Annotated in this window: 15 protein-coding genes; 10 read left to right on the top strand and 5 right to left on the bottom strand. The window is 72.8% G+C overall.

Translation table 11 applies throughout. The annotated features are described in order from the left end of the window. Positions 1–16 precede the first annotated feature (16 nt). The 3 genes from RM779_RS10685 to RM779_RS10695 are packed head-to-tail and all read right to left on the bottom strand — an operon-like array spanning position 17 to position 3,138. Positions 17–871, bottom strand: coding sequence for a carbohydrate ABC transporter permease (locus RM779_RS10685; RefSeq protein WP_077063269.1), 855 nt, complete (start codon positions 869–871; stop codon positions 17–19). Between the two features lie 9 nt (positions 872–880). Then, the gene (locus tag RM779_RS10690; RefSeq protein WP_311617439.1) at positions 881–1,819 is read right to left on the bottom strand and encodes a carbohydrate ABC transporter permease; all 939 of its coding nucleotides are present in this window, start codon (positions 1,817–1,819) and stop codon (positions 881–883) included. After that, positions 1,816–3,138, bottom strand: coding sequence for an ABC transporter substrate-binding protein (locus tag RM779_RS10695; RefSeq protein ID WP_311617440.1), 1,323 nt, complete (start codon positions 3,136–3,138; stop codon positions 1,816–1,818). The genes RM779_RS10690 and RM779_RS10695 overlap by 4 nt, the downstream gene beginning before the upstream one ends. A 161-nt stretch (positions 3,139–3,299) precedes the next feature. Between RM779_RS10695 and RM779_RS10700 the strand changes: the two genes are divergently transcribed. Further along, on the top strand, positions 3,300–4,346 hold the full coding sequence (locus RM779_RS10700; protein ID WP_311617441.1) for a LacI family DNA-binding transcriptional regulator: 1,047 nt from the start codon (positions 3,300–3,302) through the stop codon (positions 4,344–4,346). A gap of 60 nt (positions 4,347–4,406) precedes the next feature. On the opposite strand, the gene RM779_RS10705 is transcribed toward RM779_RS10700, so the two are convergent. After that, positions 4,407–4,979, bottom strand: a complete 573-nt coding sequence (locus RM779_RS10705; protein WP_311617442.1) for a dihydrofolate reductase family protein — start codon at positions 4,977–4,979, stop codon at positions 4,407–4,409. 219 nt (positions 4,980–5,198) lie between these two features. On the opposite strand from RM779_RS10705, the gene RM779_RS10710 reads away from it, so the two are divergent. From RM779_RS10710 to RM779_RS10720, 3 genes are all read left to right on the top strand, one after another. Then, entirely contained in the window at positions 5,199–5,807 is a 609-nt protein-coding gene (locus RM779_RS10710) for an RNA polymerase sigma factor (protein ID WP_311617443.1), read from the top strand. Then, a complete protein-coding gene (locus RM779_RS10715) occupies positions 5,804–6,427 on the top strand; it encodes a hypothetical protein (RefSeq protein WP_311617444.1) in 624 nt (207 codons plus the stop codon). The genes RM779_RS10710 and RM779_RS10715 overlap by 4 nt, the downstream gene beginning before the upstream one ends. A 139-nt stretch (positions 6,428–6,566) precedes the next feature. After that, entirely contained in the window at positions 6,567–7,502 is a 936-nt protein-coding gene (locus RM779_RS10720) for a DMT family transporter (RefSeq protein WP_311617445.1), read from the top strand. Here RM779_RS10720 and RM779_RS10725 read toward each other — a convergent pair. Further along, positions 7,438–7,689 carry a DUF5133 domain-containing protein gene (locus RM779_RS10725; protein WP_311617446.1) on the bottom strand — a complete coding sequence of 84 codons (252 nt, stop codon included), beginning with the start codon at positions 7,687–7,689 and terminating at the stop codon, positions 7,438–7,440. The genes RM779_RS10720 and RM779_RS10725 overlap by 65 nt on opposite strands. A gap of 222 nt (positions 7,690–7,911) precedes the next feature. Between RM779_RS10725 and RM779_RS10730 the strand changes: the two genes are divergently transcribed. From RM779_RS10730 to RM779_RS10755, 6 genes are all read left to right on the top strand, one after another. Beyond that, the gene (locus tag RM779_RS10730; protein ID WP_311617447.1) at positions 7,912–8,868 is read left to right on the top strand and encodes a Ppx/GppA phosphatase family protein; all 957 of its coding nucleotides are present in this window, start codon (positions 7,912–7,914) and stop codon (positions 8,866–8,868) included. A gap of 101 nt (positions 8,869–8,969) precedes the next feature. Beyond that, positions 8,970–9,821 (top strand): SGNH/GDSL hydrolase family protein, encoded by an 852-nt coding sequence (locus RM779_RS10735; protein ID WP_311617448.1) that lies wholly within the window; start codon positions 8,970–8,972, stop codon positions 9,819–9,821. Positions 9,822–9,889: 68 nt separating this feature from the next. Further along, complete coding sequence (locus RM779_RS10740) at positions 9,890–11,167, top strand: acyltransferase family protein (protein WP_449657295.1); 1,278 nt, start codon at positions 9,890–9,892, stop codon at positions 11,165–11,167. Positions 11,168–11,232: 65 nt separating this feature from the next. Continuing rightward, positions 11,233–11,817 carry a GerMN domain-containing protein gene (locus tag RM779_RS10745; protein WP_311617450.1) on the top strand — a complete coding sequence of 195 codons (585 nt, stop codon included), beginning with the start codon at positions 11,233–11,235 and terminating at the stop codon, positions 11,815–11,817. Positions 11,818–11,926: 109 nt separating this feature from the next. Further along, positions 11,927–12,619: a response regulator transcription factor gene (locus RM779_RS10750; RefSeq protein ID WP_311617451.1), complete on the top strand. Its 693-nt coding sequence runs from the start codon at positions 11,927–11,929 to the stop codon at positions 12,617–12,619. Further along, positions 12,616–14,088, top strand: a complete 1,473-nt coding sequence (locus RM779_RS10755) for a sensor histidine kinase (protein WP_311617452.1) — start codon at positions 12,616–12,618, stop codon at positions 14,086–14,088. Before RM779_RS10750 ends, RM779_RS10755 begins: the two co-directional genes overlap by 4 nt. Positions 14,089–14,145 lie beyond the last annotated feature (57 nt).

Genomic DNA, 14,145 nt, shown 5'->3' on the forward strand with positions numbered 1-14,145 from the left:
GTCTCCTTGGCGGGGTTCAGCCTTTGACGGACCCGGTCGAGATGCCCTCCACCAGGTGCTTCTGGAAGATGACGAAGAGCACGAAGACCGGGACGACGGTCAGGACGGACATGGCGAACAGCTGGCCGTAAGAGGAGTCGCCCATGGAGTTGAGGAACATCCGCAGCCCCAGCGGGACCGTGTACTGGCTGCTGTCGTTGAGGTAGATGAGCTGGCTGAAGAAGTCCTCGTAGGTCCAGATGAAGGTGAACGCGGCGGTGGTCACGAGCGCGGGGCGCAGCAGCGGGAAGACGACGCGCAGGTAGATCTGGAGCGGGTTGCAGCCGTCGACCGCGGCGGCCTGGTCCAGCTCGGGCGGCAGCGAGCGGATGAACTGGACCATCAGGAAGATGAAGAACGCGTCCGTGGCGAGGAACTTGGGCACGACCAGCGGCAGGATCGAGTTGATCCAGCCCAGCTCGTGGAAGAGGAAGTACTGCGGGATCAGCACCGCGTGGTACGGCAGCATGATCGTGGCCAGCATCAGCGCGAACCACAGCTTGCGGAACCGGAAGTCGAGCCGGGCGAAGGCGTAGGCGGCCATCGAGCAGGCGAGGACGTTCCCGATCACGGCGAGCACCGAGATGGTCAGGGAGTTGAGGAAATAGGTGCCGAAGTCGCCGCCGGCCTGCCAGCCTTCGCGGTAGTGCTCGGTCGTGGGGCTGCCCGGCACGGGCGAGGTCTCGCTGAAGATGCGGTTCTCCGGCTTCAGCGAGCTGCCCGTCATCCACAGCAGTGGATAGATGGTGATGAACGCGCCGGCGGCCAGGGCCGCGTGGAGGGCGAAGCGGCGCCAGGCCCGCGACGGCGGCCCGGCGGGACGGGTGAGCACGGACAACGGTCAGCTCCTTACGTCCGCGTAGTGGACCCAGTACCTGGACGTCAGGAAGGCGATCGCGGAGAAGACCGCGATGACGGCGAAGAGCACCCAGGCCAGCGCCGAGGCGTAGCCCATGTGGAACTGGGTGAAGCCCTCCTCGTACAGGTAGAGGGTGTAGAACAGCGTGGAGTCCGAGGGACCTCCCGTGCCGTTGCTGACGACGTACGCGGGCGTGAACGCCTGGAATGCGCCGATGACTTGCAGCAGCAGGTTGAAGAAGATCAGCGGGCTGAGCAGCGGCAGCGTCACCGAGCGGAAGCGGGTGAACGGCCCGGCGCCGTCCAGTTCGGCCGCCTCGTACAGTTCGGACGGGATCTGCCGCAGCCCGGCCAGGAAGATGATCATGGGTGAGCCGAACTGCCAGGCGGCCAGCACGATCATCGTCAGCAGCGAGGTGTCGGGGTCCGCGATCCAGGAGTGCCCGGTGTCCGCGCCGAACCAGGACAGCACGTGGTTGAGCAGCCCGTCGGAGCCGAAGAGCTGCCGCCACAGCACGGCGATGGCGACGCTGCCGCCGAGGAGCGACGGCAGGTAGTAGATGGCACGGTAGACCCGCAGCCCGGCGACACCGCGGTTGAGCAGCATGGCCACGGCGAGGGCGAACGCGAGACGCGCGGGCACCGAGGCGAAGACGTACTTGAAGGTGACGCTCAGCGAGTTCCAGAACCGTTCATCGTCGAAGAAGGCGTGGCTGTAGTTGTCCAGGCCGATCCAGTGCGGCGGGTCGAAGAGGTTGAAGTCGGTGAAGGACAGCGCGAAGGAGGCGGCCATCGGGCCGAGGACCAGGAGGAAGAAGCCGAGCAGCCAGGGCGCGAGGAAGAGGTAGCCCCAGCCGTTGTGGCGGTTGCGGTGGCGGCGGCCGGGCCTGGTGCGGGTGCGGGTGCGGGTGAGCGCGTTCATGCGGCCACCACCCCGGCGGCGAAGTCGTAGTACGCGCCCGCCGCCGCCTCGGGCGAACGGAGGCCGAAGCCCACGTCCTGGTTGTAGCGGTTGAACTCGTCGCGCGCCTCCGTGAAGCCCAGCGGCCACACGCGGGGCAGCGGCGTGGAGTGCCGCGCCACCCGGTCCATGTAGTCAAGACCCGTCCGGGTCACCGGATCGGCCGTTCCCCGGGCGCGGGCGCGCGCCTCGGCGCGCGGCGGGGTGCCGAGCAGCGTGCCGATCCGTTCCTCGGCCCGCCGGTCGTTGACGAGGAAGTCGACCAGCGCGACCGCGACGTCCGGGTGGCGGGTGCCGGCGGCGACGGACCACAGGCTCGCCGCGTTGACCCACAGCCCCGGCCGGGCACGCCCCGGCGCGCCGGGCGCGGGGCCCGGCGGGAGCAGCGCGCCGTACTCGCTTTCCAGCAGGGAGGCGTAGGAGGCGATGTCCTGCGTCCAGCCGAAGGTCATGGCGGCCCTGCGGCGCACCATCGGGCTCTGGGCCGCCATGTCGATGCTCTCCGCGGACATGTCGGGCGGTGGCGCGGCACCGCTGTCGCGCAGCCGCTGCCAGAGCGCGAGCCATTCCGTCAGCCAGTCCGCGGGGAAGGCCGGCCGGTCGTCCTCGTCGAAGAGTTCACGCCCGCGCTGCCGCACGAAGAGCTGGAACGCCATCAGGTCGCCGCCCGCGTCCTGGATGCCGTGGACCTCGCCGCCGGAGCCCCGGTGCACGTCCTCGGCCAGTCGTTCCAGGTCGTCCCAGGTCCACGAGCGGTCCTCCGGGAGGTCCCGGCCGGTGGTCTCGCGCAGCAGGTCGCGGTTGACGATGACGGTGAGTGCGTTGGTGGCGGCGATGACCGCGTAGGTCCGCCCCCGGTAGCGGCCGGTGGAGCGGGCGCTCTCGTCCACGCCGTCCAGGCGCAGTTCCCCGGTCAGGTAGTGGTCGAGCGGGCGGAGCGCGCCCCGGCCCACGTACTCGGGCAGGTAGGTGGCGGCCTGCATCATCAGGTCGGGGGCGTCGCCGCCGGCGGTGCGGGTGGCGAGCTTGTCCCAGTAGCCGTCCCAGGGCAGGAACTCGGACCTGACGCGCGGGCGGCCCTCCCCGGCGGCGCGGAAGGCGTCGACGGCTTCGTTGAGGGCCTCGTTGAGGCCCGGGTCGCCCCACCAGCTGGCGGCCATCCCCGAACCGCCGCCGCCACCGCAGCCCGCCGCCACCAGGCCGGTGGCGGCGAGCCGGAGCAGGGTCCGGCGCGGGGGACGGCGGGGGTGCGGCGGGGTGCGGGCGGTGTGCTGCGGCATGACGGTGCCTCGGTGCGGGAGTCGAGGGCGGACGGCGTCCGGGCGCGCGGCAGCGCTCCGGACGGGCGTCCTGAGGTGGACACCGCCCGAGTGTGTAACGTTAAACCTGGCTTGTAAACCCCCTCGGCCGTGGCTGGTTTCCGCCAGGCGATACTGGCGCCATGCCACGCGAAACCCCAGGGTCCGCCCGGCCCGGCTGGCGCCCGTCGCTGAAGGACGTCGCCACACTCGCCGGGGTCTCGGTGATGACGGTGTCCAATGTGGTGCGCGGCGCCCCCAATGTCTCGGCCGCGACCCGCGAGCGCGTGCTCGATGTCATCGAACGGGTCGGCTACGTGCCCAACTCGTCGGCCCGCAACCTGCGCGCCGGGCGTTCCGGCGTCGTCTCCTTCGCCATCCCCGCCATAGACAACTCGTACTTCGCCGAACTGGCCCGGCTGATGATGGACGAGGCCGCCGCCCTGGGCCGGACGGTGCTGATCGAGCAGACGAAGGGCGACCGCGAGCTGGAGCGGCGCGCGCTGACGGGCTACGGCCCGACGCCCACCGACGGGCTGGTCTTCTACCCGCAGGCGCTGGACGGCGCACAGGTGTCCCAGTACGCGGCCGGCCGCCCGCTGGTCCTGCTCGGCGACCGGGGCGGCAAGGGGCCCGGCGACGTGGTGACGGTGGACAACGAGGGCGGGGCGCGCGAGGCCGTCGCCCACCTCCTCGCCACGGGCCGCCGCCGCGTCGCCGCCGTGGGCGACCCGCGCGGTCCCGGCACGGAGAACAGCCACCGCAGGCTCGCGGGATACCGGACGGCACTCGGGCAGGCCGGGCTGCCGTTCGACGCCGGTCTCGTGCCCGCGGTGGCGTCCTACACGCGCGCCCAGGGCGAAGCGGCGACCGGGGCGCTGCTCGACGGCGGCCAACCACCCGACGCGGTCTTCGCGTTCAACGACATGCTGGCGGTCGGCGCGGTGCACGCCGTGCTGAGCCGAGGGCTGCGCGTGCCCGAGGACGTGGCCGTCGCCGGATTCGACGGCACCGACGAGGCGCGGTACTGCAACCCGCCGCTGACCACCGTCGCGCCGGACAAGCGCGGCATCGCGCGGGAGGCGATGCGCATGCTCGGCGACCGGATCACGCGGGGCGACGAAGCCCCTTACCGCACCGTGCGGATGGGGCACCAGCTGCTGGTCCGCCGCAGCACGGCCGGCCGGTAGCGCGGGCGGCGGTCACGGGGGTGACATGGGCGGACCGCCGCCACGAGAGCCGAGGCGCGGTCAGCGGACGACGTCGAAAACGTTCTTCTGCAGGCCGTTCGCGTACACCTCGTGCTCGATGAGCTTCAGCTTCTGAGTGTCCTTGTCCGTGCCGCTGAACAGCCGCTTGCCCGCGCCGAGTAGCAGCGGGAAGACGAGCAGGTGGTAGCGGTCGATCAGACCGGCGTCCGAAAGGCTCCGGTTGAGTGCGGCGCTGCCGTGGACGATGATCGGGCCGCCCTCGGTCTCCTTCAGCGCGGCGACCTCGTCGAGCGAGCGCAGGATCGTCGTCTCGCCCCAGTCCGAAACGAGATCGCCCTCGGTGAGGGTGGTGGAGACGACGTACTTCGGCATCACCTTGTAGTCGGCGAAGTCCTCCATGCCCGGCCAGACCGGGCTGAACGCCTCGTAACTGACCCGGCCCAGCAGCAACGCGGCGGCTTCCCGCTGCTCCCGGTCCTTGATCTCGTACGCCTCCGGCAGGAACTCCACGTCCCTGAAGGTCCACCCCGAGTTTCGGTAGCCGGGCTCGCCGCCCGGGGCCTCCACGACTCCGTCGAGCGAGACGAAGGCGGTGCTGATCAGGGTACGCATCTGAGGTCTCCTAGGACTGTTTTCCGGTTTCCGGCAGGTGCCGTTCGTGCACGCGGCGTTCGGTGCGCCGGCTCGCTATGTCTGACCGCGTGCCGCGCGAAAACTCATCGGTCTCCGCCCGTCTTCCGTAGGCGGTCGGCACGGACGGCGGCCGGTAACGCTTCGCGTCCCTCCCGCCAAGTACGGGTGCAAGGCAGAACGAGGAGGGGAGAGCCTCACGTGGACATACCGAGCAGGAACCGCGGCGGCCCGGCCGCGGTGGCCAGGAGCCCGGAACTCTTCGAGGAATTTTACCGGCGCCACGTGGACGCGATCACGCGGTTCATGGCACGCCGGGTCGACGACCCGCACACGGTCGCCGACCTGACCGCCGAGGTGTTCATGGCGGTCATCGACTCGGGGCACACCTATCGGGCCGTTCTGGGCAGCGAACGTGCCTGGCTGTACGGCATCGCCCGCAACACCGTGTCGGCCGAACGCCGCCGCGCCGTCCGGGAGGCCCAGGCGCACGGCCGCGTCGCCGGCCGCCGGCTGCTGGCCGACGACGACATCGCACGGCTGGAGGACAAGCTCACCACCGAAGGCGCCGGCCGGCGCGCCATGGCGGCCATGGACGTCCTCCCCGAAGGGGAGCGTGCCGTACTGGAGTTGGTCGCCGTCGACCAGCTGACCGTGTCCGAGGCCGCCGCCGCGCTCGGCCTCCGCCAGGTCACCGCGCGAGTCCGTCTGCACCGCGCGCGCCGCCGCCTGCGCGATGTCGCCCATCCGCCCGCCGGGAACACCACCACCGCCACCACCGTCACCGCGTACACCGGGAGCAAGGCATGACCAGGAACACGTTCGAGGACCGGCTGCTGACCGAGCTGAAAGAGGAGATCGCGGCCCGGGCCGCCGACGAACCGGCGCCCGCGTCCGCCCGGCCGCGCCTGTTCACGCCCTTGCGCCTGACCGCCGTCGCCACCGCGACCGCGGCCGTGGCCGGCGCCCTGATCGTCGGCCTCCCCGGCGGCACCGGGACCTCGCCCGCCTACGCGGTCGAGCGCAATCAGGACGGGTCGGTCACGATCACCTGGAACGAGTACCTGGAAGCCGAGAGCAGGTCCGCGCTCTGGGAGGAGCTGTCCCCCGCGCTGATCGAGGCCGGTGCGCACGTCATCCAGGAGCCAGAAAGCCCGCTGAGCTGCGGCGCGCGGGAGTACATTCCGCTGGATCAGCCGGGCGGCGCTGCCGTGCAGCTCATGCGCGTGCTGCCGGACGGCACGTGGGAGAACGCCGGAGTGTTCATGACCATCCCCGACGAGCCGGCGGGACGGGACGGACATCCGGAACCGGAGGAAGAAGGCGCGGCCACGGTGCGCGCCGGCGACACCGTCATCTTCGACACCGGCTCCGAGGGGATGTCCGTGACCGCCGTCTATGAGGGCGTCACCTGTGCCCCCGTCGGCTGACAGCGGCTGACAGCGGCACCACCGGCCCCTGGCGCCCGAACGTGATGTCCGAATGCCGCCGGTCGCCCGGCGCGGGAGGTGTGAGGCTGAGGCGATCGGCCCGCGGCACGTGGGCGCGGTCGGGAGATGCGGAGAACGAATGCCTCAGGCGCGCACGGCGGGCTCGCCCATGGTGCCCGGCCAGTTCCTCCTGCTGGCGTTCGCCTGGGGCGCGAGCTTCCTGTTCATCAAGATCGGGCTGGAAGGACTCTCGCCCGCCCAGGTGGTGCTCGGCCGCATGGTGACGGGAGCCGCGGCCCTGCTGGTCATCGTCGCGGTGACCCGGCAACGGCTGCCCCGGGACCCGGTGGTGTGGGGGCATCTGGCCGTGGTGGCCGTGCTGCTGTGCGTGGCGCCGTTCCTGCTGTTCGCGTGGGCCGAGCTGCGGCTGTCCTCGGGGCTTGCCAGCATCTACAACGCCACGACGCCCTTGATGACGATGCTGGTCGCGCTGGTCGCACTGCCCGGCGAGCGTCCGGACCGCGTCAAACTGGCCGGGCTGCTGGTGGGTTTCGCGGGCGTGTCGGTCGTGCTCGCGCCGTGGCGGGGGTCGGCCGGGGGCTCCGGGACGGCGCAGGCCGCCTGTCTGCTGGCGACGTTCTGCTACGGGCTGGCCTTCGTGTATCTGCGCCGCTTCGTCTCCCCCCGCGGTCTGCCGGCTCTCGCGGTGGCGGCCGTTCAGGTCGGCCTCGGCGCAGTGATCATGTTGCTGGCCGCCCCGTTCGTCGCCACGTCCCCCGTCCACCTGTCGTGGCCGGTGGTGCTCGCCGTCTCCGCGCTGGGGGTGGCGGGCACGGGGCTGGCCTACGTGTGGAACACCAACGTCGTCGCCTCGTGGGGCGCGACCAGCGCGTCGACCGTCACTTACCTGACCCCGGTCGTGGGCGTCGCCCTGGGCATCGCCGTGCTCGGCGAGGCCGTCACGTGGAGCGAGCCGGCCGGCGCGCTGATCGTTTTCGTCGGCATCGCCATCAGCCAGGGCCGCGTCCCGGCCCTCGGCGCGCGGGCTGGTCCAGGAACGCGCCGACGCCGTTGAGTTGCCGGCGGGCGGCGGCCAGGGCCGCGTCCACGTCGCGGGTGCCGGTGGCGACACACAACGTGTAGGCCACGTCCTCCCTGCGCTGCCGCACCTCCGGATCGTCGGCGCCTTCGGTATGAAGCAGGCCGAGGGTTTCGTACTGGTCGATAAGGGTCCGCAGCACGTCCGGATGTGCCATCAACACGACAGACTCCTTCACCTCAAAGCGCCGGTCGAGGTCTCCCACCCGGTCTCCCATCCGTGTACCCGGCCTTTCCATCCGCACACCGGCACATAAGCCGATACCGAGTAGTTGCAAAGCAGTTGGCTGCATTCGCAACGGCGCGGGGTAGAAGCAAGGCAGGACGACGCGGCGTCGGGAGCCGACGGCACCTCGCCGGGGTCGTGAGCGGAGGAAGGAGAGGAGATGCGGCAGGCGGCGGTTCTCGATGTCGGATGCCACAGCGCCCTGCTGGCCGTGGGGCGGCGTCGAGTCGGGGCGGTACTGGAACAGGTGTACAGCCGCAAGGTGCGGCTGCGGCTGCACGAGGCCCTGGACGGGGACGGGTGCCTGGACGAGTCCGGGGTGGAGAGCGTGTGGCGGGCGGTCGCCGAGGTGGTCGCCCACGGCCTGCCGGTGCCGCCACGAGAGATGTTCGCGTTCGCGACCTCGGTGATCCGGGACGCGCCCAACCGCGAAGAGATCATCGCGCGGGTGAACCGCGCGACCGGCACCCGGCTGCGGGTGCTCCCCGGGGTCGAGGAAGCCCGACTGGCGTACGTGGCCGCCCGCCAGTGGGCGGGCTTCCCCCAACGCCCGCTGCTGGTACTCGACATCGGCGGCGGCACCGTGGAGGTCGCCTCCGGCACGGCCGACCGGCCCCACGCGGCGCACTCGCTGCCGCTCGGTGCCCGCCGGATCACCCGCGACCACCTGCCCGGCGGCCGGGCCCCCGGCGAACGGCGACTGGCCAGGACCCGGGACCACGTGCGGCAGTCCCTCACCGAGGCCGCCCTGCCGACGGCCGCCCCGGGCGACCGCGTCCTGGCCTGTTCCAAGGTCTTCGCTCAACTCGCCTGCCTCACCGCCCACCTGGGCGAGCCGCAGGGGAACGGCCGGTGGCTCACCCTCTCCCGGCTGCGGACCGCCATCCCCCTCCTGGCGGGTATGACCCCCGCCCACCGCGCCCGGCTGCCCGGCATCTCCCGCCACCGCGCGGAACAGTCCCTGGCCGGGGCCCTGGTCGCCGAGGCGCTGCTGGAGACCTGCGGCGCGCCTCGGGTGGAGATCTGCGGCTGGTCCACCAGGGAAGGGCTGCTGCTGGAGCATCTCAAGGAGCCCGGCGGCCGGGGGACGGCGCGGGGAGAAGCGGCCATCGCCTGAACGGCGGCTCGGCCCCTCCGGAGGTGATGAGCGCTTCCGCGTTGTGTGATGAGGAGATGACAGCGCCGCCTGGCGGCGCATGCCGCTGATTCTCTGGGCCCATGCAGATCGCAACCAGCCCTCGTGGCCCCGCCCGCCGTCGTCGTCGTCCCGTTCTTCTCGCCGCTCTCGCGGCGACCGCCGTGGGTGCCGGTGCCCTCCTGACCGGGTGCGGCACCGACGCCACCGGCGACACCGGTGCGTCCGGTGCGTCCGGTGCCGGGACGGACTCGCCGTCGCCCTCGCGCGAGCAGGAAAGCGCCCCGAAAGTCCTGTGGATGGGCGACTCCATCGCGGGCGTGGAGGGGCCGGCGCTGGAGGCCGCGCTCACGGCGAGCGGAGTGGAGTTCATGAACGCCTCCTCCGACGGCGGTGGCACCGTCGTGGAGGGCGACGAGATGAGCAGCCAGCTCGCGGAGTCGACGTGGGAGGACCTGGAGGGAAACATCGCCTCCTTCCGGCCGGACGTCATCGCGTACCAGATCACCACCTACGACTGGGGCACGCCCGAGCAGCAGCGTTCCTCGTACGAGAAGCTGGCCGGGACGGCGCGGGACGCCGGTGCGGAGCTGGTCCTCGTCTCCGCCCCGCCGTTCAGGATCGACGACTTCTACCGGCCGTACGAGAGCGCGATCGAGAGCGCGCCCGAGGTGGCCGGGGAGGTCGCGGAGGCAAGCGGCGGGCGGGTGCACTTCCTCGACTCCGCGCAGCTGTGGGGCACCGAGAGCGACGCGGAACGGGCGCAGCGGGCGCCCGACGGCATCCACTCGTGCCAGCAGGGCTCGGCCGCCTTCGCCGCCTGGTTGAGCGAAGAGCTGGGCGAGCGGTACGACTTCGCCCCCGCCGCGCCCGAGGAGTGGGCCGACGGCTCCTGGACCGGGGACGAGAGGTTCGCCCAACTCGGCTGCTCGTGACACCCCGCGTGAAACCCGTGCGTGACGTTCCTGCTACGGGACGGATCTGCCGTCCGCCGAGGACTCCGATGCCTTTTTCCCGTTCCCCCTCCCGTTCCCCTTCCCGTTCCCCTTTCCTTTCCCAACCGGCCCCGGCCCCGGCCCCGGCCCCGGCCGCGGGGCGAGCCGCGGCCCACGGTCATCTCGCCCCGCTCGACGGCCTGCGCGGATGCGCCGTCGCGGCCGTGCTGCTGTTCCACGCCGGGCATATGAGCGGTGGTTTCCTCGGCGTCGACCTGTTCTTCGTGCTGTCGGGCTTCTTGATCACCGGACTGCTGCTGAGGGAGGCGGCCGGCCGGGGCCGTATCGACCTGGCCGCGTTCTGGGCGCGCCGGGCGAGGCGTCTGCTGCCGGCGCTGGCCGTCATGGGCGTCGCGACATTGCTGCTGGCCTGGGCCTTCGGCTCGCCCGCGCTGCTCCGCCTCGCGCTCGACGACGCGCCCTGGGTGGCCGTCCAGGGGGCGAACTGGCATTTCATCGCCGAGCAGGCCGGCTATTGGGACGCCTCGGACACCCGGCTGTTCGCCCACCTGTGGAGCATCGCCGTCGAGTGGCAGTTCTACCTGGTGTGGCCGCTGGTGGTCCTGGCCGCCGCCCGCGGGCGCGGGGGCGAGCGGCGCGTCGCCTTCCTCGCCGCCGCCGGCGCGCTGCTCTCGCTGGCGCTCATGGTGGGTCTGGCGGACCCGGTGGACACCACGCGGGTGTACGAGGGCACCGACACCCGCGCGTTCTCGCTGTTGCTCGGGGCCCTGGCCGCCACCGCGCCGATCCGCGGCCTGTGCGCGCGCGTGCCCCGGCCGGCCGCGGACGTGGTGGTCGCGCTGCTGGGGTGCGGGCTGGTCGCGTCCTGGGTGCTGACCGGCGGCCAGAGCACCCCCGGGCTGTTCCGGGGCGGGATGTTCGCGCACTCGCTGGCCGCCGCCGTGCTGATCGCGCTGCTGGCCGGGGTGCCGGACGGCCGTGCCGGGCGGCTCGTGGGCAGCGCCGTTCCGCGTCGGCTCGGCGAGCTGTCCTACAGCCTGTACCTGTGGCACTGGCCGGTGTATCTGCTGCTGCCGGAGGCGGTGTTCGGGATCGGCGGATGGGGCCGCACCGCGGTGGCGATCGGCCTGTCGCTCGGGGCGGCCATGGCGGCGAAGCGGTGGGTGGAGGACCCGGTGCGGTTCCGTGCCCGGTGGGCGACCGGGCGCCGGGGCCTGCTGGCGCTGGCCGCCGCGGTTGCCGTGGCCGCCGGTGTGTGGTCGGCGATACCGCAGCCGCACCCCGGCGCGGGGACGGTGGACGTGGACCGGCTGATGGCACCGTGAGCGGCGTGGACGAGACAGGCGGCGGACGCCCGGGGGTTGGCCCCGGGGCGGGGGAGACTGGGCGCATGACGGACAAGCACACCACCGGGCGAACGGCGCGGCACCGGTCCCGGCTGCCGGTCCTCGCGGCCGCCCTGCTCACCGCCGCCGCGGCGCTGGCCGGTTGCGGGGTCTCCGACACCGGGCCTGTGGCGGCGGGCGCGCCGGCGGCGGGAGGACTGACCGTCGAGGGGTCGGAGCTGCTGCGGGTGTACTTCGTCACGCCGCAGGGGGCCTGGCCCGCGACGCGCCCGGCGCCCGCCGACGCGGGACCGCAGCAGGCGCTGAACGCCCTGCTCGGCGGGCCCACCGCCGCCGAACGGGCGCGCGGGCTCGACACGGCACTGCCCGCGGGGTCCCACGAGGTCCGCGCGCGGGCGTCGTCGGGCATGGTCGACCTGTACCTGCCGTGGCTGGTGGCCGAGTTGGACAGCGTGGCGGTGAGCCAGCTGGTGTGCACGGCCGCCGCGGCACCGGGGGTCCCCGGGGCGAACGCACCGGTGGACGTGGTGGTGCGCGTCCACGAGTCGGGCCTGGCGGCTGACCCCTGGGAGGTCATGTGCGACGAGACCGGCACGGCCGCCCCGCGCGGGCGTACCCCCTCCCCGTAGGCCGGGGCGCCCGAGAACGAACCGCCCGGGAACGAACCGCCCGGGAACGAACCGCCCGGGAACGAACCGACCGGGAACGAACCGCCCGGGAAGAGAGGAGGCCGTCTTCATGACGCGGGTCCTGCTGATCGAGGACGATCCCGCCGTGCGGCGCGGTGTCTCGCTGGCGCTGCGGCGGCGCGGCCACGAGATCGAGGCGGTCGGCACGGGGGAGGACGGCTTGGAGGCACTGGCGGCGTCCGCGCCGGAGATCGTGCTGCTCGATCTGATGCTGCCCGGCATCAGCGGCCTTGAGGTATGCCGGCGGATTCGCGAGACCAGCCAGGTGCCCCTCGTGATCCTCTCCGCACGCGGTGATGACGTCGACGTCGTGGTGGGCCTTGAGGCCGGCGCCGACGACTACGTCGTCAAACCCGCCAGCGGCGAAGTCATCGAGGCCCGCATCCGCGCGGTGCTGCGCCGCGTCGCGCCCGCCCCACCCGACGCCCCCGCCCTCGCCGAGCACACCACCTACGGCGACCTGGCGATCGACCGCGCCGCCCTGCGCGTGGCCAAGGGCGGCGAAGATCTCGCGCTGGCCCCCTCGGAGCTCAAACTGCTGCTGTTCCTCTCGGCCTCCCCGGAGCGGACCTTCAGCCGCCAGCAGCTCCTGGAACAGGTGTGGGAACACAGCTACTACGGTGATGCCCGCCTGGTGGACGCGTGCGTGATGCGGCTGCGCGCGAAGACCGAGGACAATCCGCGCCGCCCCCGTTACGTGCAGACCGTGCGGGGCTTCGGCTACCGATTCGGCCCGCTGTGAGACGCCGCCCGTTCCCCCGCCGGCTGTCGTTCCGCGGCCTGGGGACCCGGCTCGTCGTCGGCTTCCTCCTGGTGTCCGCCCTCAGCGCCCTCACCACCGCCGCTCTCACCTTCCGGCAGGCGCGTTCGGCCATCCTGGACCGGGCGCAGGACAGTGCCGTGCACGACCTGCGCACCCGGGTCGGCGCCCTCGCACCTGACTTGCCGGCCCGGCCCGCCGAGGCGGACCTGCGCGCCCTCACCCTTCAGCTGGACCGTTCCGCGGGCGCACGTGACTGGCGTACCGCCGCCGTCTACCGCGACGGCCGGCTGATCACCGCGGGACCCCCGGCGCCGCCCCTGCCCGCCGAGCTGCCGGCGGCCGCCTCCTCGGCCACGACCGCCCTGGCCCAGCGCTTCCACCACGACGACCTGCCCTGGCTCGCCGTCGCCCTGCCCGTCACCTCCGCCGACCGGCCCTCCGAGCCGTCCGGGCTGGTGGTCTACGCCGCCTTCTCCCTCGCCGCCGAGCAGCAGGACGTCGCCTCGCTCGTCGCCGCCGCACGCGCCGGTGCCCTGCCCGTCGTGCTCGCCGCCGCCGTGCCCGCCCTGCTGGCCGCCCGCCGCGTCCTGCGGCCGGTGCGGCAACTGCGTTCCGCGGCCGAGAACATGGCCGAGGGCGCCCTGGACACCCGCATCCACGTCACCGGCGGCGACGAACTCGCCGACCTCGGCCGCACCTTCAACACGATGGCCGCCACCCTGCAGGCGGACGCCCAGACCCTGCGGGACATGGAGACCAAGGCCCGCCGGTTCGCCGCCGACGTCTCCCACGAACTGCGCACGCCCCTGGCGGCGATGACCGCCGTGACCGGCGTCCTCGACGAGGACGCCGCATCGGGCCGCCTCGCCCCGGAGACCTCGGAAGCACTGACCCTGGTCGCCGACGAGACACGCAAACTCGCCCACATGGTCGAAGACCTCATGGAGATCTCCCGCTTCGACGCCGGGGCCGCCCGCCTGCACCCCGACGACATCGACATCGGCGAACTCCTGCGCAAAACCCTCGCCCTTCGCCACTGGCAGGACCGGGTCGACACCGACGTGCCCGAACGGGTGCCGCGTGCCCGCCTCGACCCCCGACGCGTCGACGTCATCCTCGCCAACCTCATCGGCAACGCCCTGCGCCACGGCGGACCGGCGGCGCGGGTGCGCGTGCGGGTCCGGCCCGGTGCCGACGCGCTCACCCTCACCGTCGCCGACGACGGTCCTGGCATCCCGGCCGAGGTACTGCCGCACGTCTTCGACCGGTTCACCAAAGGCGACGCGGCCCGCACCCGCAGCGAAGGCAGCGGACTCGGCCTGGCCATCGCGGCCGAGAACGCCCGTCTGCACGGCGGCACCCTCACGGCCGCCAACGCGCCAGAAGGCGGCGCGGTGTTCACCCTCACGCTGCCGCAGGTCCGGGACCGCTCCTCGCGGACCCCGTGACGGGCGTCTGGAGGAACCCGCCGCGGTGGCGCCACGTGCACCCCGATCCGGTGTCCA

This window comes from Streptomyces johnsoniae (assembly GCF_031845565.1).
Lineage (GTDB): Bacteria > Actinomycetota > Actinomycetes > Streptomycetales > Streptomycetaceae > Streptomyces > Streptomyces johnsoniae.